Raw genomic sequence first — 20,912 nt, 5'->3', positions numbered from 1 at the left:
CTCTACTTTTGCCTAAATTCATCGCCGCTAAGCTTAACCCCTTGCCCCCTCAGGTCTCCCAAAGCTTAGTAACTTAGTACCCCTGTCCAGAACTTATGACTGTCCAGCTAGGCCAGATAAGCGCAATGGGATGCTTGGAAGTCTGTAGGATGGGTTAGCGTCAGGCATCAACGCCTGATAGAACGGTGCGTTACGGGTGTGTGAACCCGACCTAGCCCTTGTAGCGCTGTGTCCACCAAACAAGGCTATCGCAAAGCTGGGTCAACACCGCTAGGGCCACCCGTTGGTCGTTGAGGGGCAACTGCCACAGGGCTTCGGAGATGGCGCGAATGGAGGCTATATCGTCGGGGTTCACCCGCTGATTTGGCAGGTTGACCCCAGCGCGGGCCATCACCGTTACCAAGGCCGCCCAGGTTTCTTGCCAAAACAGAGACGCATTCATCTCTCGCCGTTGCAGCCGCAGATGTTCGCCCCAAAAACGCTCTAGGCCATAGGCGGTGGCCATCCGCATTTTGTAGGCCTGATTCAGGGATTGCGGTTCCCTAGCCTTGGCATCTAACACCAGTTGTTGAGCCAGTTGATCGAGTCCGTAGGATTCCCAAGCCATTACTGATTCTCTCCTGCTAGCGTGACTTGGCAGCGCCCAAAACCGATGGATTCTAGCCCGCCAAAGTAAAGTTCCTGGGTCTGGGCCGAACCAAAGGGTTGCCAGTCTGGCGCTTTGAGGGCAACCGGAAACACCAAAATGCTGCCCTCTGGTAGGGCTTCCACATTAAAAAAAGCGCCCGATGCCACTTTCTTTTGGTCATCCTCTAGGCGCACCCGGCTTTGGCGGTAGAGGGCCATGTCGTGGATCATGCTGATGTCGCGGTTGTCTACCACCACCAAGCTATCGGCCCGCAGATCCACCCCTGCCGGAATCCAGGGGGACAAATCCACCTCATGTTCCAGCGTCAGAAAGCCCAGGTTGAAAAACAACACCTTGCCCCCGGTGCCCACCTGGCGACCTTGAAGACCGGGGGAGGCTGTGTAGGGTTCGGGGAGTGGAGCTTGAACATCGGCAATGCGTTGGTAGCGCTTAAGCAGCCAAGGGCACGTTACCCATAAAATCGGCTGACCTGGACAGAACACTGGCAGCCACACCAACGACGCATACTCAAACTTCACTAGGGCTTCGGTGGTGCCGCCATCCTCTGCCCCCGCCACGGCCTCATGGCCATACCATTGCTGGGCAGAAGCTCCGTCGCTCTGCCGCATATCGGCCCGGAACCGCCCCCGAATCGAGCTGCCGGGAATGATGCCCGTTTGGGTGAACTGGTCACGAAAAATCAGGTTGAGGTTTCCGGTTTCTTCTCCGGCACTGGCCCCTACATGGAGCGGAGCCAGGGTTTCGATGATGCCGTAGGCTTTGTGGTACATGGGTGAAGGGGTAAAGGTGGAGGTCTTGGGTTGGGGCGCACTGCGGTGCGCCCGTACAGGGGATTGGAATTAGCTTGCTACTGCATCGGGGAGGGGGAGGGCTAAGCCGCAGCCCCAGCGTTTCATGGAGGGGCCTTCTTTGGGAAACCAGGCGTCATCCCAGGTGTGCCAGGGGGTGGGGATGGGTTTTGGCAGTACATAGACGGTTCCGGCGGGGACGGCGTAGCGTCCGCGAGAGAGGCGTTTGGTGGGGCCGCTGCCGCCCAGGCGATAGCGAAAGGGCACCGGGCGTTCGGTGAGCAGGGCTTGGGGCTGGGGCCAATCGGTGGGGTAGCGCTGGGAGAGACGGTTTGACCCCCACAGGGCTGGGGTGAGGAGGGCAAACATGGGGCCAGGGCTGCGGTTTAGCAGGGCTTGAATGGCACTACTGATGGGATAGGCAGTAACGCTCACCAGGTGCCCTTCGCCGCCAAACCGATACCAGCCGGAGGGTAGTTCGCCATTGCTGAAGTAGACCAGGCAAACGTCGGGATGGAGCTGCACGCCGTTTTCGAGGAACAGGCTTCCGGCAGCGTCCGGGGCATCGGGATCTGAGGGCCTCACCACATGGCGTTCGTCTGGGTCTAGGCGGGGGTGGAGGTGGGGCAAAAATTCCCAGGGGTCGGCCTGGGCGGTGCGGGGGTTGTCCCATTCGGCGAGGGAGATCCACCACCCATCGGACTTATATTTGCGGTCTAGGGGACGATCCTCAACGTCGCGCCATTGGCCCTGGGGGGCGGTTGGATCGGGGTTGGCCCTGGGTTGCCAGGTGAGGCGGCGGTGGATGTGGCCCGTGGTGGGATCCTCGCGGCTGGGCTGCACCCGGTAGGTCATGGGCAGCGGCACGTAGACCGTTTGGTCGTGGGCAATCTCGTCGGACTTTCCCCAGAAGGGGCCAGCCAATTGCAAGGTCTGCACCCCCGCATTGCCAAACTGGGCGGCAAACAAACCGGAGAGGGTGGCGGCACTGGGGGGAAACTGGGTGCCAGAACGTCCTACCAAGTTTTCGGGGGAGAGAAACCGTCCGGCACTGCCGTAGAGTAGGCCCAAGGGTTCGAGGGCAATCAGATGGGTGAAGGTTGAGGTCATGGATAGTCAGTGATCCCTAGGCGGCTATGGGGGTAGCGATGTAGTCCCGGTTAACCCCACGGCGATGCAGATGGAAGCCGACCTTGGCGAGGGCGATCACCCAGGCGGTGATCGCGATGGCCTCTGGGGCGGAGTGGCCCAAAATTCCGGTGCGGTCTGGGGTATCCCAACGGTGCTGACGGATGAGGGTACAGAGGTCTTCTCCAAAGTAGATCGTCACCAGGGCTAGGGCCACATCACCCTGGGCATCAAAGCCGTGGCGGGCCTCTAGGGTGGCGATGTCGTTATAGAGATGTGTCCAGTTGGGGGCGTTGGTGGTTCCCTGCACCCCGTTACGATCTCGGTAAGACTCCAGCAACCCCGCCTCTAGCAACCACCAAGGACAGACCCACTCTAGCCAGTTGCCACCGTTAAACAGAATGCGAAAGGCAATGCGATCTCGTCCGTGCTGCTTGGCCGAGTCCTGGGCTTCGCGGCAATGCTGCAACACGTCCCGCTGGGGCACGTTGGGGGCCGCCCACACAAAGCCCACGCTGACGGTAATCGGCTGCTGGTGCAAATTCCAAATGTGGGAACGAAACTGCGATAGCCAAGCCACGGCCTCGGCGGGGGCCAAGGGTGGGTCAGGTTCATTGCGATAGAGGACGCCCAGGAAGTCGTCGCCGCCTGCGTAGATGATCCGCCCATCGCGATCTAGGGTGCGGCGCTGGGTGGTGGCTTTGGGCAGATGACGGGGCAACTGGCGACCCCACCGCCGCAGTTGATGGCTAAAGTCGTGGAGGGCATCGGGGGATTGTCCCCGTAAATAGTCGCCGACACGATCCCCATCGCCCTGAAACCAGCCTGTCCAGCGTCCCGGTTGGGAGTCTTCGGGACGGCGCTGGGCTTCGTCGGGCAGGTCGTCTACCTCTGGGTCTCGCCAGCGGTTGAGGGCCTTAAAGCTCATTAGGGTACCCAGTTCTGGGTTGTGGCCCACCACGGCATCCACCGTCACCAGCCGTTTCACCAGTTCGGGAATGCTGAGCTGTTCCCTGGGGGTGATGATGGCTTCTCCGGTTGCGCCGATGGCCTCGCTGAGCTGTTGGTAAAAGGTGGTGACTTCGGCCTCTTCTTCGGCCTTGGGGCGTTGGTGGGGAGAGTGCCGCCCCAGTAAGGGCCACGCCCGCGAATCTAGCCCCGACAGGGTAGAACTTTCGCCTACCCAGTTCACCCCCGTCCAGGCGCGGGCTTGTTTTTTGGCCATCAAGGTTTGTTTGGCCTGTTCTGGGCTGGGGCCAGTGGCATGGAAAAATTCCCAGGCATGGTTCACCCATTCTTGCCAAGGCCGTGCCCAGTGGTAGGCCCAGGGTTGGCCGTTGGGTTGGGTGCTAACCTGGGTTTCGATCCACTCCCGGCAGGTGTTGCACAGGTCGCGCCAAGCGGTTTTGAAGGCTTGGGCGGCGACAGGCTCAGAAAATTCGCCCCGAATTAGGATTTGGTTGGGGGTGCCTTGGGTCACGTTAATGTGGGCTGGGGAAATGACGGGATCCTCTGGCCATTGGGCATTAGGGCTGGCTAGGGTGGCCCTCGCGGCATCGCAAAGTTGATCCGCCAGGTAGGACAAAATCAGCGAACTCCCGTAGAGGTCTCGCAGTTTGCGCGATTTTTCGATGAAGCCCTGCACGGGGGCAAAGGTGATGGCGGTATAGACAGGCGAGGGCATGGCCTAGGTGTTCGGAACGGCGGAGCGTTAAGGCCAAGGCTACGGGCAAGGGCAATGATTACGACTCAGATTTAAGGATTTCTTCGCCCTGTCCTGCGAACCATAACGTTTTACTGCGGTTTGCTACGCCATATCACGGGGGCTTAATGTTCACTGGCCTACGTTGCCATGGCGAACTCATAGTTAGACACTGCCTGTGGTGCTATAGTGGTGTCATGTCTGATTCTGCTTTGCTGCGGATTGTTGTTGATACCAATGTTGTCTTTGAAGGCCTGACCAAGCAGGGCGGAGCTTCAGGGCTGATCATTGATGCTTGGCTGGCCGGGTTGATGGTCGTTTGTATCTCCAATGCGCTGGCCTACGAATATGACGATGTGCTGTCCCGTAAACTCTCAGCAGAACGCTGGCGTAAACTGCAACCTGTATTGGGGCAACTTCTGAGTATCGCTCAGTACACCAATATTTATTTCTCTTGGCGACCAACTTCCCCAGACGCAGGGGACGATCTTGTGATTGATTGTGCAATGAATGCAGGGGCGATGATTGTTACGTCTAATATTCGTGATTTTCGGAGTGCAAACGTTGCGATGGGCCTACAAGTTTTAACCCCTGTGCAGTTTTTGGATGTATTAGCATCAGGAGAGCAATAATGAGCCGTTTAACCTTGCGATTACCGGAAACCCTTCATCAACAACTTGCCCAGCTTGCCGAAGGGGAAGGGGTATCGCTGAATCAATACATTGTTTATGCCTTAACTCGCCAAGCGGCTTTAGTCCATGGCATTCAGGTTGTCCCACAGGCGGAGGTTGAACAGCAGCGACAGGCGCTCGAAGCTTTGATTAAGCAGCTAGGGTCAGCGTCATTGGCTGAAGTTGAGGCTGTTTTAGCCACACGAGAGAACACTGAACCAGAAGCCGATTTGAGTGCAGAGGTAGTCGCCCGTATCAAAAAGAAAATTCAGGCGAGTAGGAAGCCATGAAATGGATCGTTGTGGCCCTTGCTCACCCTCGCAGGTGGGCTATAATCCAGTTGTGGGAAATCGGGTATCCCAAACCCTTGCCCCACAAAGCCTCCAGCAGGCTACTCCCTACCGAAGGGCTAATTTCGGAATAGTTGGAAACTTAGTTCGCCGCCTTTTTCTTACTAATCAAAACTTGATGCTCCCTACCGAAGGGCTAATTTCGGAATAGTTGGAAACTGTAGTGACGAATCCCTTCAGGAGACTCTTCCACCACCCTACCGAAGGGCTAATTTCGGAATAGTTGGAAACCATGGTAGATCGATGTATTTTGAGTAAAGGAATCCGGGTTCCCTACCGAAGGGCTAATTTCGGAATAGTTGGAAACATGATACGATCAGTAATGGCTTGATCGTTGTCGAATTTGGCTTTGCCCTACCGAAGGGCTAATTTCGGAATAGTTGGAAACTGACGCCTCTTCCCGTGGGCATTCCGCCACCGGATGCCCCTACCGAAGGGCTAATTTCGGAATAGTTGGAAACAGCTTATTGCGAGGTAATTTGACCCTCTAATTCACTCAGAAGTGTCCCTAGCGAAGGGCTAATTTCGGAATAGTTGGGAACAGTCGCAGTCTGAGGGTCATTGTCACGACCACCCTGGCTAGTCCCTACCGAAGGGCTAATTTCGGAATAGTTGGAAACACTATCACTAACAAACGCCCGATAAAGGTTGCCTTCTTGTCCCCTACCGAAAGGCTAATTTCGGAATAGTTGGAAACCCGCTCCCCTGGAGGCCATAGATCAGGATGCAGGGATAGGCTAGGCACCCCTACCGAAGGGCTAATTTCGGAATAGTTGGAAACTTGATGTCTGCCGATTGGATGGCAAAAGTTTGTTGACGGGCACCCTACCGAAGGGCTAATTTCGGAATAGTTGGAAACCAATCCCCCAGCTTCGGTTTTGGATTTCACCATTACCCTACCGAAGGGCTAATTTCGGAATAGTTGGAAACACAGGAGGATTTGCCAGAGCCTGAACACGCAGCAACCCATCATCCCCTACCGAAGGGCTAATTTCGGAATAGTTGGAAACTAGTTGTAGTTGGGGTGACGCTTCACCGCAGCCGCCATCAGGTTTGCCCCCTACCGAAGGGCTAATTTCGGAATAGTTGGAAACTGATAGTAGGTGTTCTCGTCAACTTTATGCATGTTGATGATCCCCCTACCGAAGGGCTAATTTCGGAATAGTTGGAAACTGCATACCTGGGATTTGCCGACGGTCTTCCACGAGAGTCCCTACCGAAGGGCTAATTTCGGAATAGTTGGAAACATTACGAACCAAAACAGTTTGTTCACCAACAGTACGAGTAGCCCTACCGAAGGGCTAATTTTGGAATAGTTGGAAACTTGACGCAGCCCCAGATCGTTGTTTGAGCGCAGAAGTGACGCCCTACCGAAGGGCTAATTTCGGAATAGTTGGAAACTCCACCTTCACCAATACCAGTTCCACCAGTACCAGTTCCCCTACCGAAGGGCTAATTTCGGAATAGTTGGAAACGCTAGTCTGTGAAGACTGCGATTGCCCTTGCCCTTGCCCTACCGAAGGGCTAATTTCGGAATAGTTGGAAACTCTTCTTCACTCCGAAGACCCATATCGACTACACCAGGAACCTGCTCTACCGAAGGGCTAATTTCGGAATAGTTGGAAACTCACGATCTGCCCGGTAACGCTCTACAAACTGGGGTTGAAACCCCTACCGAAGGGCTAATTTCGGAATAGTTGGAAACTTGTTTTGCTGCTCTCCTGTCAAGGTTGGTTGTTCAGTCCCTACCGAAGGGCTAATTTCGGAATAGTTGGAAACACCAGAATTCGCCCTTCGTTCTGCGGCAGGGGTGCCACAGGGATTTCCCCATACCGAAGGGATAATTTCGGAATAGTTGGAAACCAAGTATAGTTACCCACGGGAGGCGCAACCAACTGAACAGACCCCTACCGAAGGGCCAATTTCGGAATAGTTGGAAACTTTACCTGTGCACCAACAATGTTTAGCACATTGAAGCCACCACCCCTACCGAAGGGCTAATTTCGGAATAGTTGGAAACTCGTCAGGTGGAGTAAAGCCCTCGTCCTTAGTGTGCTTGATGCCCTACCGAAGGGCTAATTTTGGAATAGTTGGAAACTGGAGTCGGCTTTCACCTCCATGCCCTGCCTTAAAGCCCTACCGAAGGGCTAATTTCGGAATAGTTGGAAACTCTCAGTCGTGCATGAGAACGACATAGTAAACCTCCTCTAACTGCCCTACCGAAGGGCTAATTTCGGAATCGTTGGAAACTTTTTGGACATCAGATCATCACCGCGATGATCCCATACAGACCCTACCGAAGGGCTAATTTCGGAATAGTTGGAAACTCGGGAATCTGTAGCCGTTCCACCGCCACCCCTAGCCCGTAGCCCCTGCCGAAGAGCTAATTTCGGAATAGTTGGAAACTCCGTAACCGATTGGTCACGTTGGTCGATAGCAACGCCATTGTCCCTACCGAAGGACTAATTTCGGAATAGTTGGAAACTGAAGAAGGAACAGGTTAGCACCAGTTTGTACACAGCTATCAATGCCCTACCGGAGGGCTAATTTCGGAATAGTTGGAAACGGAGGAACCACCGTAGGAACCTCCCCTACCGAAGGGCTAATTTCGGAATAGTTGGAAACGTCTGCCGCCATAGGTCGATCCGGGCTTTTTTGTCGAAGCCCCTACTGAAGGGCTAATTTCGGAATAGTTGGAAACAATTCCCCTGAACAACGCCTCGTGGTGAACAACCTTGTCCACCCTACCGAAGGGCTAATTTCGGAATAGTTGGAAACTTGACATTCTCAACGGAGTTGCCTTCAGGATGGAACACATCCCTTACCGAAGGGCTAATTTCGGAATAGTTGGAAACTACACAGGATGGTTCTGGTTGTCCAGACCACCTTGGGAAACGCCATCCCTACCGAAGGGCTAATTTCGGAATAGTTGGAAACCTGTGCAAAAGCACCGTCTCAAATGGTGCAGGCATAAAGTAGGCCCCTACCGAAGGGCTAATTTCGGAATAGTTGGAAACTGCCTGTTGAGGCGAGATGTTGTTTTCGTTTGCAAAATCCCCTGCCGAAGGGATAATTTCGGAATAGTTGGAAACTTCACTATGTCAGTTGCAACTTCAACCGGAATATTCAGCTCGTTGCCCTACCGAAGGGCTAATTTCGGAATAGTTGAAAACTGTTGAACTTGCTGTTGTCCTAAAGAGTTGATCGTGACGCCCTACCGAAGGGCTAATTTCGGAATAGTTGGAAACTATACATGTGCTAAGATCGAGTCCTATTCGTCTTTTGTTGGCCCTACCGAAGGGCTAATTTCGGAATAGTTGGAAACTCGAAGTGGACTTCGCGAATGCCGGGGCAGAGAATATCTGCTCCCTGCCGAAGGGCTAATTTCGGAATAGTTGGAAACACATCGTACACGGCTTGTAGCTCTTTGAGTTGCTTTTGTGTGAAGCATCCTATCAAAGGGCTAATTTCGGAATAGTTGGAAACTCAGATCCCAGGGTTCTCAAAGAACCCTGGGATCTCTAACGCCTCGGAATGATTAGATACTTCGCACTAAAACCCCAGTTTCTTCAGGAAGCCGGGGTTCTTTCTATCGCATAATTGTTGTTGTTCTATTGAATCTGATCCCTCACCCATGCTCTCACCGCTCGGCGTAGGGCCAGCCGTCCTTGGGTGCGGTGGGCTTCAATTAGGCTGGGCAATTCCTGTACCTTAAGCATTGGAAAAACCAGGCTTTGGGCCACCGATTGATAGGCTCCAGATTGCAAGCGGTAGACCGTCAGTTGGCCTTGGTCGTAGCACCAAATTTCGGGTATCCCTAGCCGCGCATAGATCGAAAACCGATGGATAGATTTGCTAGTGAGGTCAATTTCTAGGGCTAAATCTGGGGGTGGATCTTGGTCTAAATCTAAGGTAAGTTTGCCGCGCACCAGGGCTTCATTTTGCACATAAAAGCAATTATCGGGTTCAATACCAGCCTGTGCCGCCTGTTTTCTCCAGGTGGTAGATCCATAACTTTCGTAATCTAAATCTAGTTCTTCACTAATATCTTTAACCGCATCACCCATGGTTTCCTTAAAATACTCGTGTTCGGGTAAAGGGGCCATAATCTCTAACAGTCCGTGGTCGTAGGCGATGCGGGTGCTGCGTTGCCCCCCTAGCTCTGCCAAAATGGCATTAAACTCGGCCCAGCTTACATCGCGCAGCACTAGCCGCTGCCCTGGGGGTACCTCTAATTGCCGAAGTTGAATCGTAACCATTGGTAAATACGCTCTCTTGGGAATACATGCCGGGGGCGGTGCCAGTGCTACCCCCTATGATAGTCCTCCCATCCTGGTCTTCCTTGGCCACCCGCCGCAGAGGCAAACCGCCGTTCCCTAGGTTGTGGGTTGGCGAAGGGCGTAGGCAATCTGGGCCGCATCAGTGACGGCTCCTAGGAGGGTGCCCCGGCTGTTGACGGGGATGTAGTACAACGCCTTGGGGAGATCGGTGATGGCTTGGCTTTGCCCCCGCACATAGATGACCAGAACAGGCGGCCTCGTGAGGTGTTGCAGTCGTTGGCCGAGGTCGGTGATGAGGGCCTCCTGGCGTTCTGGGGCTAGGTCGGGGGTGAGCAAATCGAGGATGAGGACATGGCTGTTGCCATAGCGACGTTCGGGGTCGTAGGGCATCCAGGCCATCTGAAACCCCCTCGCCTTCAGCAGTTGATATTCGGCGGTGGGGGTGGGGCTGGGGCTAATGGGCAGCAGATAATCGACTTGGGTTTGGCCCACCAAGGCTTCGCGCAGAATGATGCGCTCCAAGTCTTCAACCTGGGCTTTGACGGTGTTGGCCAACTGCTTCTTCACCTCGGCCCGCACCAAGCCATCCAGAGATTGCTTAATTTCTCGGCGCGTACTGAACCCCAAGATACCGATAAACGCCACCACCAGGGTAATCGCTACGTTGACCAGGGTGACGAATTGGCCAAAGCTATCGGCCATCCGCGAGTTGGCATCTTGCAGAAATTCGATTTGCTGGGTGAGAAGGTCGATTTGGCTGGCAGGTGGGACTTGGGCCAGCAGGGGGAGGGGCCAAGGCATGGTGATGATATTAGTAATAGTTGCCCACCTTGCGATGGTGAACCGCTGTGAGGCCATCGGGGTGAGAGACCTTGCCGTCTTGGACGGTGCAGTAGACAATCCAGTGGTCGCTCACCTCCATGCGGCTGATCGCTTGGCATTCTAGGTAAGCCAGGGCATCGGCCAAAATGGGCGAACCGTTGGCGGCGGGGCGGGTGCGAACTCCGGCAAAGCGGTCGGCACCGGGGGCGAATCGTTTCAGGAAGTGCTTCATCAGCGGTAGGTGTTTGCCTTCTTCCAGGACGTTCAACACAAAGGTGTCGCCCACCTGCATCAGGGATTCGATGGCTCGATCCTTCGCCACCGCCACGGTGAACCCCAGGGGCTGGAAACTGGCCTGGGCTACCCAGGAGGCCAACATGGCCCCAGAGCGTTCGCCTTTTTGGGCGGTGATGATGTAGAGGCCGCTGCTGATGCGACCGAGGGCTTTTTCCAGGTCAGCATCTAGGGACTTGAGCTTTTTCATTTTGCCCGCCTGGGCCAGGGCTTGGCCAAGGTCGGTGCCCATTTCTTCGCAGCGCTGGTAGAGGGCTTCGCTGGGGGTATCTTTGACTCGCAGGGGCGCAAAGGCGGCGGCGAGTTCCAAATCTTGAAACTTGTTGGCCAGGGGATCAATCGGTTCGTCGTTGCCGCCGTAGGACTCGAACAAGCCCACGGTTTGCTTACCGTTCACGGCAGCGAGGATGGTGCCGAGGGTGGCCTGGGTTTCGTTGGCGATGGGGCCAGAGGCCGGGGGCAAGCCAATCACCAGACCCTTGGCCCGACTGACCAGTTCCGTGACCTCCTGGGGGTCGGCGGATCGCATGTCCATCATTTCCACCGCCACGCTGGTTTTGGTGATGCCCCGTGCAATGGTCTGGGAGAGGCGGTCGCTATAGCCGTAGTCGGACACGTAGAACACCGCCACCAGGTCTTCGGCCTTGGTTTTCTCCTGGCTCCAGCGCTGGTAGCGTCCGGTCAGTTCCGCGACGTTATACCGCAGCAGGGGGCCGTGGCCCGTGGCGATCATGGTCACCGGGGGTAGGGCGTCCATGCGCTTCATCGCCGCCAGCACCGAGCGGGCGTTGGGGGCCATCAAGCACTCGTAGTAAAAGCGAAAATCGGGGGAGATCACCTCCAGATCTTCGTCGTAGGTGGCGTCGCTGCAAAAATGCATTCCGAAGGCATCGCAGGTGAAGAGAAGGCCCGTTTTGTGGTCGTAGGTGAAGATGGTGTCGGGCCAGTGCAGGTTGGGAGCGCTGACGAATTCCAGGGTATGACCGTTGCCCAGATCTAGGGTGTCGCCGTTTTTGACAATCAGCCGATCAAAGGGACGGTGTACCAAGTCTTCCAAAAAAGCAATGGCCACCTTGGCCCCGACGACCGTTGCCTGGGGGGCCAGTTCTAGCACGTCCCGCACTAGGCCGCTGTGGTCGGGTTCGGTGTGGCTGATGACGATGTAGTCGATGGTTTGGGGGTCAATTTCCCCGGTCAGTGTCTTCAGATAAAGATCCCGAAACTTGGCGTGGGAGGTATCCACTAGGGCCGTCTTTTCGCCGCGAACGATAAAGGAGTTGTAGGTGGTGCCGTTTTGCAGGCCAAACTCAATGTCAAAGCGATCTCGATCCCAATCCAGAGACCGAATCGTTGTCACATCTTCAGCGATGGCTTCCACTGCAATGGTCAAGCGCTTTTGCTGAGGATTCGCTACGGCTGCAACCATGGGCCTGTTCTCCCTATCGTGTCGTCAAACAATCGTGTGATCAACCAAACAATCGGCGCGTTACCAGGGCTAAGGGCAACCCGTTGAACGGTTGTCGCCCAAAGAAGCCTCTCGCCCTCAACCCTATCCTAATCGCCTACGGCCCCTAGGCTAGCGTAATTGCCATGGGCCTTCTCGTCGTCCCAGGCCACCTGTAGCTGGCACGGGCTGGGGGCAAACCCCAGTGACGAATCCTAACGTTCCGTGGACTTTAACAACTTGGCTGTTTTTAATGTAACTATTCTGACGCAAAACTTGGGTAGGCAGGGTCAAAATTGTTGATTGCCGCCCTGGCCAGGTCTAATCTATGACTATAAATACCGGGTAATTCTGGGTATTCTAGGGGCGCATCCATATAAGTAAGAAACGTGAGATGCCTGAGCCAGCCTTAACGTCTGATCATCCCTTGTCCCTAAGCGGAGCCCTTACCCTAGAAGCCACCGCCGATGGGTCGTTTACCTTGTTTTCTGAGGACTTTGGCGAATGGTTCCACAGCCGCGCAGGAGCCTACACCGAAGCCTACACCACCTACGTGGAGGCCACCGATCTTACTCAACTGGCCCAGGCTGAATCCCTCACGCTCCTCGATGTTTGCTATGGGTTGGGGTATAACACCGCCGCCGCCCTGGCTACGGTGCGCCAGGTCAATCCCCGGTGCAACGTGCATCTGGTGGGCCTAGAACTGGATGGTCGGGTGCCTAAACAGGCCGTGGAGTCAGGTTTAGTCGCGCCATGGTGGCCGGAGATCCAAGGGATTTTGGCTCAACTGGCCGATCAAGGACAAGTGAATCAGTCCCTGCTGTATGCAGAACTGCGTTTGGGAGATGCCCGTCAGACGGTTCAAGCTCTGGTTGACGAAGGTTTTCAGGCCGATGTGATTTTCTTTGATCCCTTTTCGCCGCCCCATTGCCCCGAACTATGGACGGTGGATTTTATTCGACAGGTCGCCCGCTGCCTTGGCCCCCAGGGCAAGCTGGTTACCTATTCCTGCGCCGCTGCGGTGCGGGCCGCCTTTCTGGACGTGGGCTTACACCTTGGCCCCATTGCGGCGGCGGGGCGTCGCTGGCCGGGGACGCTGGCCCAGTGGTCGCCCGCTGGCCTGAATCCCCTTGCTCGACAGGAGCAGGAGCACCTGCAAACCCGTGCCGCCGTGCCCTACCGTGACCCCAGCCTGCAAGACAGCGCCGACACCATTCGCCACCGCCGCCAGCAGGAACAGGCCCAGTCGTCCTTGGTGCCTACCTCCCAATGGCGCAAGCGTTGGTTGCCGTCGAAGGGCTAATCCACCAACACTCACCATTCAACAACCGCTGCTTCATCCCTCACACCTCTTCTTCCCCATGTCCTACTCCGCCGATCCCTCTCCCCCCCGTGTGCTCGTCGTCGATGACCATACCCCCAGTCGGATGACGGCGGTGGCCTTGTTGTCTGTGGATGGTTATCAGGTGGAACAGGCCGATTGCGGCCATAGCGCCCTGAGCCGAGTTGAGGCCCATCCCCCTGATCTGATTGTGCTGGATGTGATGATGCCCGGAATTGATGGGTTTGAAGTCTGTCGGCGGCTGAAGCGCAACGACAGCACTCGGCTGATTCCCATTATCTTTGTTACCGCCCTAGAGGATCGGGAGGCCCGGTTGAAGGGCATTGAGGCCGGAGGGGATGACTTTATTACCAAGCCCTTCGATGCCCTGGAACTGTCGGCGCGGGTGAAGTCTCTCATCCACCAAAAGCGTTTAAATGAAGACCTCGATCATGCCGAACAGGTGCTCTTTTCCATTGCCCGCACCGTGGAAAGCCGCGATCCGAATACCGGAGACCACTGTGAGCGGCTCGTAAAATCTGCCCAGGCCTTTGGGGAATATCTCCAACTGGCCCCCAACCATGTGCGCCATCTGACCTGGGCGGGCTACCTCCACGACATTGGCAAGGTGGGTATTCCCGATGCCATTCTGCTTAAGACCGGGCCTCTCACCCCGGAAGACCGGGCCATCATGGAGCGCCATGCGGTGATTGGTGAGGCCATCTGCCAGCCCCTACGCACCATGCGCGGTGTCATTCCCATTATTCGCCACCACCATGAACGCTGGGACGGCAGTGGCTACCCCGATGGCCTCGCAGGGGATGCCATTCCGCGACTGGCTCAAATTTTTCAGATACTCGATATCTTCGATGCCCTCACCCATGCCCGCCCCTACAAACCCGCCTTTTCCGTGGAAGACTCCCTGACAATTCTGGCTGAGGAGGTGGCGCGGGGCTGGCGCGACCCGATCCTCGTGGCTCAGTTTTATGCCTTTCTGGGCCGACAGCCCAACGTCTACCCCCTGGAAGCATCCCTTAGAACCGTGACCCAAAGACTGAAGACTTGACCCCCAGGAAAGCCCTCCCGAACAGGTCAGTTATTGCCATGGGCGCGTGCCAATGCCACACTCATAGCCAGGGGGAGCAACCCAAACATGAGCGATTAAACCGAGTGATTAAACCGAGACACTATGGATACTGACGCTAAAATTTACGTAGCCGGATCACGGGGGCTGGTTGGGAGTGCGATGGTGCGGACGCTCCAAGCCCAGGGCTATCACAACCTAGTCCTACCCACGAGTCAGGCTTTGGATTTGCGAAACCAAGCCGCCGTGGAGGCTTGGTTTGCCAAGGAGCAGCCGGAATACGTCTTCCTCGCCGCCGCTAAGGTGGGGGGCATCCAGGCCAACAACACCTACCGGGCCGAATTTTTGTACGACAACTTGATGATTGAGGCCAATATCATCCACAGCGCCTACCGCCATGGGGTGAAAAAGTTGCTGTTTTTGGGATCCTCCTGCATCTACCCCAAGCTGTGCCCCCAGCCGATGAAGGAAGACTATCTACTGACGGGCTTTTTGGAACCCACCAACGAACCCTACGCCATCGCCAAAATTGCGGGCCTGAAGCTGTGTGAGAACTACAGTCGTCAGTACGGCGTGAACTTCATCTCCGCCATGCCCACCAACCTCTATGGCATCAACGACAACTTTAATCTGGCCAATTCCCACGTCCTCCCGGCCCTGATGCGGAAGTTCCACGAGGCCAAGATCCAGAATCAGCCCACGGTGACGGTGTGGGGCACGGGCACCCCCCTGCGGGAATTTCTCTATGTGGATGATCTGGCCGATGCCCTGGTGTTTTTAATGAACACCTACAACGAGATCGCGTTCGTCAACGTGGGGACGGGGCAAGAAGTGTCGATCAAAGAACTAGCCCTCACCATCCAGGCCGTGGTGGGCTACGAGGGCGACCTTGTGTTTGATGCCACCAAACCCGACGGCACCCCCCGCAAGCTGCTCGATGTCTCCCGCCTAGAAGCCGCAGGTTGGCAGGCCAAAACCGATCTCAAAACGGGCATCGAACGCACCTACGCCTGGTTCACCGACCACTACGACACCCTCCGCCGCTAGGCCCATGGCTAATACTGCATCAGGGCGGTGATGGGCACATCGGGCAGTTTGCGGCGTCCCTCTAGGGCTAGGAGTTCAATCACAAAGCCAAAGCCAACCACGGTGCTACCTGTTTTTTCCACCAGATCATAGGTGGCGGCGGCGGTGCCCCCGGTGGCAATCAGGTCATCAATCACCAGCACCCGACTGCCCTGGGGGAAGGCATCCTGGTGGAGTTCTAGGGTATCGCTGCCATACTCCAGATCGTAGGAGGCGGCATGGACGGCGGCAGGGAGCTTGCCCGGTTTGCGCACGGGGGCAAAGCCAATCCCCATTTTATAGGCCAGGGGCATTCCAAACATAAACCCCCGCGATTCAATCCCCACAATGTAGTCGGGCTGGTAATCGGATACCTGATCCGCAAAGTAATCGATGCTGTATTGCAGCGCCTCAGGGTTCGACAGCAACGGGGTGATGTCGCGGAACAGAATACCGGGCTTAGGGAAGTCGGCAATGTCGCGAATGTGGGCTTTGAGATCCATGATTCTATGGGGCGAAGGCCGTTGTTATGCTATCACCGCCGTGTCCTCGGTTTACCCAAAAGTAAGCCGTCCCCTAGATCAATGCTCTAACTAAGAGGACGGCATCTAGAGGACGGGGATGGGCGACCTCACCAGGGGCAACCCAGGGTGAGTCTATTGAGGTAAGGCTAGGGACGGATCCGCTGCCTTGCGGGTAATGTTGGCCCCCAGACGGCGCAGCTTACCTTCAATGTCGTCGTAGCCCCGATCCAGGTGCTGAAGCCCTTGGATCACCGTGGTGCCTTCCGCCGCCAGTGCCGCCAGCACCAACGCCGCCGAGGCCCGCAGATCGGTGGCCAACACCGGAGCCCCAGAGAGCCCATGCACCCCCTTAATCACGGCACAGTTGCCATTGAGGCGAATATCGGCCCCCATACGGTTCAGTTCAGCCACATGGCGCAGGCGATTTTCAAACACCGTTTCGGTGATCAAACTATTGCCATCGCACAGGGCCATCAGGGCCATAAACTGAGCCTGCATATCGGTGGGGAAACCTGGAAACGGCCCGGTTTGAATATCCACCGGGGCAATCCCATCGCCAGGGATATAGCGCACCCGGCTGGGGCCATCCTCCACCACCTGTCCACCCACCTCGTGCAGTTTGGCGATTACCGCTGTGAGGTGTTCAGGAATGACCGGAGACAGGCTAATTTCTGACCGGGTGATGGCAGCGGCCACCAGGAACGTCCCGGCCTCAATGCGGTCGGGGATGATGCCGTAGTCGGTGGTGTGGAGACTGGGCACACCCACGATGGTGATGGTGTTGGTGCCTGCGCCGCGAATTTTGGCCCCCATGGCTCGGCAGAAGTTGGCCAGGTCGGTCACTTCCGGCTCCTGGGCGGCATTTTCAATCACGGTTTCCCCATCCGCTAGGGTCGCCGCCATCATCAGGGTTTCGGTGGCTCCCACGCTGGGGTAGTCCAGGTAAATCTTGGCTCCCTTGAGGCGCTTACCGCTGCCAGGAATATAGGCGTTCACCGTACCGTGATCAATGTGAACCACAGCCCCCATGGCCTGAAGCCCGCGCACATGGAGTTCCACCGGACGCGCTCCGATGGCACAACCACCGGGCAGGGGTACCCGTGCCACTCCCATGCGGGCTAGCAGCGGCCCAATCACAAAAAAACTGGCCCGCAAACGGCTGACCAGGTCGTAGGGCGCTTTGGTGGAGGAAATCGAACTGGGGTCGATATCGAGGGCGTCGCCACGGCGATGGATGGACACCCCCAGGGCCGACAGCACCTCGCCCATGCGCTCGATATCCACCAGGTTGGGGATATTTCGCAGGCGGCAGGGCTGCGAACAGAGCAGTGTCCCCGCCATGACTACCAGGGCCGAGTTTTTCGCCCCGCTGATGGTGACATGACCTGAAAGAGGTGTACCGCCCGCAATCTCCAGCACGGCGTTGTCAGCCTCTGAGGTGGTTAGGGGGTTGGACAAACCAAGAGAAGTAACGATAGCGGTATCCTCCACGGCGCTTAACTCTACCATTTCCCGAATTTCGTCTAGATTCTACCTGAAATCTCGCTTTTGGCTAGATCGTTCAGGGCGAAGTTTTGATGCATAAAGCCACACCAGAATAGCCGATCCCTTCAAATAACGAAATCTTTTTTGTAGGGGTTGACTCTGTACCAAACCTAGTGCATATTGATAAATCGCGATGCAAATACGGCATTGCCCAGCGGAACTGGCGGAATTGGTAGACGCGCTAGGTTCAGGTCCTAGTGTTAGCAATAACATCCGGGTTCAAGTCCCGGGTTCCGCATCTAAAGCCAGGTCAACACCCAGATATGTCCAGCGATTAGGTTACCTCAAGAACCAGTAGCTGGATTATCTTCCTACCCAAGACGCTCAGACCTGGGAGGGTCATTCCCATTGCCTATGCTGACCAGCCTGCAAAACCCACTGGTAAAGGAGATCCGTAAGCTCCATCAGGGGAAATTTCGGCGGCAGCAGGGGCAGTTTTTATTGGAAGGCACTCATCTCCTTCAGGAAGCCCTTGCGGTGGGTTATCCCCTGTCGGTGGTTTGCCATACCCCCGCATGGCAAGTCCGCTATCCCGACCTCGCCGATGCCCTAGCTCAATCGGCCCAGGATATCGAGGTGGTGTCGGAGGAGGTGCTTCAGTCCTTGGCCACGACGGTGCATCCCGATGGGGTGGTGGCGGTGGCTCCCCATCGGGCTACGGCGACCGTTCCTGACCTCACCGGAATTGCCCTGGTGATAGAAACTCTGCAAGATCCGGGCAACCTGGGCACCATTATTCGCACCGCCACCGCTGCTCAGGCTGATGGCCTGTGGCTCAGTACCGATAGCGTCGCCCCCGATCATCCCAAGGTGCTGCGGGCCTCGGCGGGACAATGGTTTCGGTTGCCAATTCTAGTTGATCCACAGCTAGAAGACACCCTAAAAACCTGGCGCTCTCAGGGGGTGCAACTCGTCGCCACTCTGCCCAATGCCTCGATGGACTACTGGGCCGTGGATTTCACTCGACCCACGGTGATTTTGCTGGGCAACGAGGGGGCGGGCCTTTCCAAAACCCTACAACAGTACGCCACCGTGGCGGTGAATATTCCCATGCATCCGGCGGTGGAGTCCCTCAATGTGGCTATTTCCGCTGCCCTACTCCTCTACGAAGCCCAACGTCAGCGTCGTCGAAGCCTTTAGCCGTCCTCGCCCTCGCAGCCTAGGCTGAGGTGAGATCTGAAGCGGTTTTCCCTCGCTTGGGTTCGGTATCCCCATCCCCCGTGTTGGCGGTCTTTGTGGAACAATTTTGGGTAATGCAAACCACGGCCATGCCGACTGTTGTGCGTGATTTGCTCTGCGTAACTGCTGTGCGTAAAAGGGCTTGAACCATTGAACCAGAGCCGTTTGAATCTAGGACGTTTGACCCCAAGGGGTTTACCCTCCAGCCTATGGCCCCAGAAACTAGGGGATTGCCTCAGGCGATGGTTGGTGGTGGGCATGGTCAGTGTGATCGCCTTAGTGGTCATGCCAATCTTCCCCGCCCAAGCCCAAAGTGCCGCCACTACTGCCATTGACAACGAAAGCTTTGTGGCCAGTGCCGTGCGTCGGGTGGGGCCAGCGGTGGTACGCATTGACACTGAAAAGACCATTACTCGCCAGTCGTCAGATCCCTTTATGGATGACCCCTTTCTGCGGGATTTCTTTGGGGGATTTCCCCGCCAACCCCAGGAGGAACGCCTGCGGGGGCAAGGGTCTGGCTTCATCATCGACGACACGGGCAACATTCTTACCAATGCCCATGTGGTGAACGGGGCCGACCGAGTGGTGGTGACCCTCAAGGATGGCCGCAGTTTTGAGGCGATGGTAGAAGGGGTGGATGAAGTTACCGATCTTGCCGTGGTGAAAATCGACGACACCGAGGACGACCTGCTGCCCGTGGCCCCCCTGGGCAACTCTGACCAGGTGCAGGTGGGCGATTGGGCCATTGCCGTGGGCAACCCCCTAGGGCTCGACAACACCGTCACCCTCGGCATCATTAGCACCCTCAAGCGGTCGAGCAATTCCGTCGGTATTCCCGGCAAGCGTCTAGAGTTCATCCAAACCGACGCCGCCATCAACCCCGGCAATTCCGGTGGCCCCCTGGTCAACCAACGGGGCGAAGTGATCGGCATCAACACCGCTATCCGAGCCGATGCCATGGGGATTGGCTTTGCCATTCCCATCAACAAAGCCAAGGACATTAAAGACCTGCTAGCCCGTGGGGAAGCCATCGCCCATCCCTACATCGGGGTACAAATTGCCAACCTCACGCCCGATATGGCCCAGCGCAACAATGCCGACATCAACTCCGGCATTTATCTCCCGGAAGTGGAGGGTGTTTTGGTGATTCGCGTCCTGGAGGGCACCCCCGCCGCCGATGCGGGTCTGCGCCGAGGAGATGTCATCCTGGAAGTGAACGGCGACCCCATTCGCACTGCCGACACCCTACAACTGAAGGTGGAAAATACCTCCATTGGCGATACCCTGCAACTCAAAGTCCAGCGTGGCGAACGCCCCCTGACCCTGCGCGTCAAAACCGCCGAACTGCAAGAGGTGGATTAAGGTATAACCGTTTTCACCCGAACCCTCTCACCCAAACCCTCTCACCATTTTTAGGAGATTCCTCCCCATGCAATCGATGGAAGATCCCGGTACTCGCAAAATTCTCTCCGCCGTTAGCCACGGATCAATTTTTTTCAACGCCCTCATTCTCAGTGTGGGTGTCCCCATCGCGATCCTGCTGATTTCCCAGGACGCTGTGATTAAAGACAGCGCCAAGGAAGCGATTAACTTCCACCTCAATATGTGGTTTTGGTGGACAGTGGCGGGGATTTTGGCCTGGGTGTTGATCGGCTTACCCCTGTTGGTCATTCTTGCTGTCGTGAACTTCATCATGCCCCTTTGGGCGATCTTCCACAGCCTCACTAAGCCCAATAAGCTGATATGCATTTAAATTGCATTGATTGTGTTTCCTTTATTTTTGATCTTGCGATCCCAGTTGATGACAAGCTGCCCTTCGTTCAATAGGTTATGAACAAGCGCTTCTAAATCCTCAATCGACTCAAATAGACGATTGGCAATGAATTCCTTTGCAGAGTGCCAAACTAACTCGATTAAATTATAGTCCGGACTGTAGGGTGGCAGAAATTCTAAAACAATGTTGGGCATCTCCTTCGCTATCTTCTCTAGAATCTCTGCCTTTTTATGAATACTTGCATTGTCTAAAATGATAAGAATCTTAGGGCCATCCTGCTCAAAGTCTTCAA

Annotated in this window: 18 protein-coding genes, 1 tRNA gene and 1 CRISPR repeat array; of the genes, 9 read left to right on the top strand and 10 right to left on the bottom strand. The window is 56.0% G+C overall.

Annotated features, from left to right (window positions below; all coding sequences use genetic code 11):
• Window positions 1-211 precede the first annotated feature (211 nt).
• From H6G62_RS21345 to H6G62_RS21330, 4 genes are all read right to left on the bottom strand, one after another.
• Window positions 212-607: a hypothetical protein gene (locus H6G62_RS21345; protein ID WP_190498927.1), complete on the bottom strand. Its 396-nt coding sequence runs from the start codon at window positions 605-607 to the stop codon at window positions 212-214.
• A complete protein-coding gene (locus H6G62_RS21340) occupies window positions 607-1,419 on the bottom strand; it encodes an RAMP superfamily CRISPR-associated protein (protein ID WP_190498925.1) in 813 nt (270 codons plus the stop codon). Before H6G62_RS21340 ends, H6G62_RS21345 begins: the two co-directional genes overlap by 1 nt.
• A 69-nt stretch (window positions 1,420-1,488) precedes the next feature.
• Window positions 1,489-2,547, bottom strand: a complete 1,059-nt coding sequence (locus tag H6G62_RS21335) for a type III-B CRISPR module-associated Cmr3 family protein (protein ID WP_190498923.1) — start codon at window positions 2,545-2,547, stop codon at window positions 1,489-1,491.
• A 16-nt stretch (window positions 2,548-2,563) separates the two neighbouring features.
• Window positions 2,564-4,249, bottom strand: coding sequence for a type III-B CRISPR-associated protein Cas10/Cmr2 (locus H6G62_RS21330; RefSeq protein ID WP_190498921.1), 1,686 nt, complete (start codon window positions 4,247-4,249; stop codon window positions 2,564-2,566).
• Between the two features lie 215 nt (window positions 4,250-4,464).
• Here H6G62_RS21330 and H6G62_RS21325 point away from each other — a divergent pair, with 215 nt between their 5' ends.
• Together H6G62_RS21325 and H6G62_RS21320 are read left to right on the top strand one after the other, a co-directional pair.
• On the top strand, window positions 4,465-4,899 hold the full coding sequence (locus tag H6G62_RS21325) for a PIN domain-containing protein (protein ID WP_190498919.1): 435 nt from the start codon (window positions 4,465-4,467) through the stop codon (window positions 4,897-4,899).
• Complete coding sequence (locus H6G62_RS21320) at window positions 4,899-5,228, top strand: YlcI/YnfO family protein (RefSeq protein ID WP_190498917.1); 330 nt, start codon at window positions 4,899-4,901, stop codon at window positions 5,226-5,228. Before H6G62_RS21325 ends, H6G62_RS21320 begins: the two co-directional genes overlap by 1 nt.
• 106 nt (window positions 5,229-5,334) lie before the next feature.
• Window positions 5,335-8,774: direct repeats of the CRISPR family, unit length 36 nt; unit sequence CCCTACCGAAGGGCTAATTTCGGAATAGTTGGAAAC.
• Between the two features lie 125 nt (window positions 8,775-8,899).
• On the opposite strand, the gene H6G62_RS21315 is transcribed toward H6G62_RS21320, so the two are convergent.
• From H6G62_RS21315 to H6G62_RS21305, 3 genes are all read right to left on the bottom strand, one after another.
• Window positions 8,900-9,547 carry a Uma2 family endonuclease gene (locus H6G62_RS21315; RefSeq protein WP_190498915.1) on the bottom strand — a complete coding sequence of 216 codons (648 nt, stop codon included), beginning with the start codon at window positions 9,545-9,547 and terminating at the stop codon, window positions 8,900-8,902.
• 117 nt (window positions 9,548-9,664) lie between these two features.
• Window positions 9,665-10,369 (bottom strand): hypothetical protein, encoded by a 705-nt coding sequence (locus H6G62_RS21310; protein WP_190498913.1) that lies wholly within the window; start codon window positions 10,367-10,369, stop codon window positions 9,665-9,667.
• Between the two features lie 10 nt (window positions 10,370-10,379).
• Complete coding sequence (locus H6G62_RS21305) at window positions 10,380-12,110, bottom strand: diflavin flavoprotein (protein WP_190498911.1); 1,731 nt, start codon at window positions 12,108-12,110, stop codon at window positions 10,380-10,382.
• Between the two features lie 412 nt (window positions 12,111-12,522).
• Here H6G62_RS21305 and H6G62_RS21300 point away from each other — a divergent pair, with 412 nt between their 5' ends.
• The 3 genes from H6G62_RS21300 (at window position 12,523) to H6G62_RS21290 (ending at window position 15,580) form a co-directional block, all read left to right on the top strand.
• Window positions 12,523-13,431 (top strand): MnmC family methyltransferase, encoded by a 909-nt coding sequence (locus H6G62_RS21300; protein ID WP_190498908.1) that lies wholly within the window; start codon window positions 12,523-12,525, stop codon window positions 13,429-13,431.
• Window positions 13,432-13,489: 58 nt separating this feature from the next.
• Window positions 13,490-14,515, top strand: coding sequence for an HD domain-containing phosphohydrolase (locus H6G62_RS21295; RefSeq protein WP_190498906.1), 1,026 nt, complete (start codon window positions 13,490-13,492; stop codon window positions 14,513-14,515).
• Between the two features lie 123 nt (window positions 14,516-14,638).
• Window positions 14,639-15,580 carry a GDP-L-fucose synthase gene (locus tag H6G62_RS21290; RefSeq protein WP_190498904.1) on the top strand — a complete coding sequence of 314 codons (942 nt, stop codon included), beginning with the start codon at window positions 14,639-14,641 and terminating at the stop codon, window positions 15,578-15,580.
• An 8-nt stretch (window positions 15,581-15,588) separates the two neighbouring features.
• Here the strand turns inward: H6G62_RS21290 and H6G62_RS21285 are convergent, their stop codons facing one another.
• Together H6G62_RS21285 and murA are read right to left on the bottom strand one after the other, a co-directional pair.
• On the bottom strand, window positions 15,589-16,101 hold the full coding sequence (locus tag H6G62_RS21285) for an adenine phosphoribosyltransferase (protein WP_190498902.1): 513 nt from the start codon (window positions 16,099-16,101) through the stop codon (window positions 15,589-15,591).
• A gap of 153 nt (window positions 16,102-16,254) precedes the next feature.
• A complete protein-coding gene (gene murA / locus H6G62_RS21280) occupies window positions 16,255-17,631 on the bottom strand; it encodes a UDP-N-acetylglucosamine 1-carboxyvinyltransferase (RefSeq protein WP_190498899.1) in 1,377 nt (458 codons plus the stop codon).
• A 190-nt stretch (window positions 17,632-17,821) separates the two neighbouring features.
• Here murA and H6G62_RS21275 point away from each other — a divergent pair.
• The 4 genes from H6G62_RS21275 to H6G62_RS21260 all read left to right on the top strand — a co-directional run bounded on the left by H6G62_RS21275 (window position 17,822) and on the right by H6G62_RS21260 (window position 20,599).
• Window positions 17,822-17,905: transfer RNA gene (locus H6G62_RS21275), tRNA-Leu, on the top strand.
• Between the two features lie 116 nt (window positions 17,906-18,021).
• Window positions 18,022-18,807 carry an RNA methyltransferase gene (locus H6G62_RS21270; protein ID WP_190498897.1) on the top strand — a complete coding sequence of 262 codons (786 nt, stop codon included), beginning with the start codon at window positions 18,022-18,024 and terminating at the stop codon, window positions 18,805-18,807.
• Window positions 18,808-19,131: 324 nt separating this feature from the next.
• Window positions 19,132-20,208 carry an HhoA/HhoB/HtrA family serine endopeptidase gene (locus H6G62_RS21265; protein ID WP_242052208.1) on the top strand — a complete coding sequence of 359 codons (1,077 nt, stop codon included), beginning with the start codon at window positions 19,132-19,134 and terminating at the stop codon, window positions 20,206-20,208.
• Window positions 20,209-20,275: 67 nt separating this feature from the next.
• Window positions 20,276-20,599, top strand: coding sequence for a DUF4870 domain-containing protein (locus H6G62_RS21260; protein WP_242052207.1), 324 nt, complete (start codon window positions 20,276-20,278; stop codon window positions 20,597-20,599).
• Here H6G62_RS21260 and H6G62_RS21255 read toward each other — a convergent pair.
• Window positions 20,596-20,912 (bottom strand): transposase (locus H6G62_RS21255; RefSeq protein ID WP_190492465.1); only part of this gene is annotated, 317 nt, incomplete at its 5' end. The two genes, H6G62_RS21260 and H6G62_RS21255, sit on opposite strands and share 4 nt — an antisense overlap.

The sequence above is a fragment of the Phormidium sp. FACHB-1136 genome, from assembly GCF_014697375.1.
Taxonomy (GTDB): Bacteria; Cyanobacteriota; Cyanobacteriia; order Phormidesmidales; family Phormidesmidaceae; genus Nodosilinea.
This window is presented reverse-complemented; position numbering and strand designations above follow the sequence as displayed.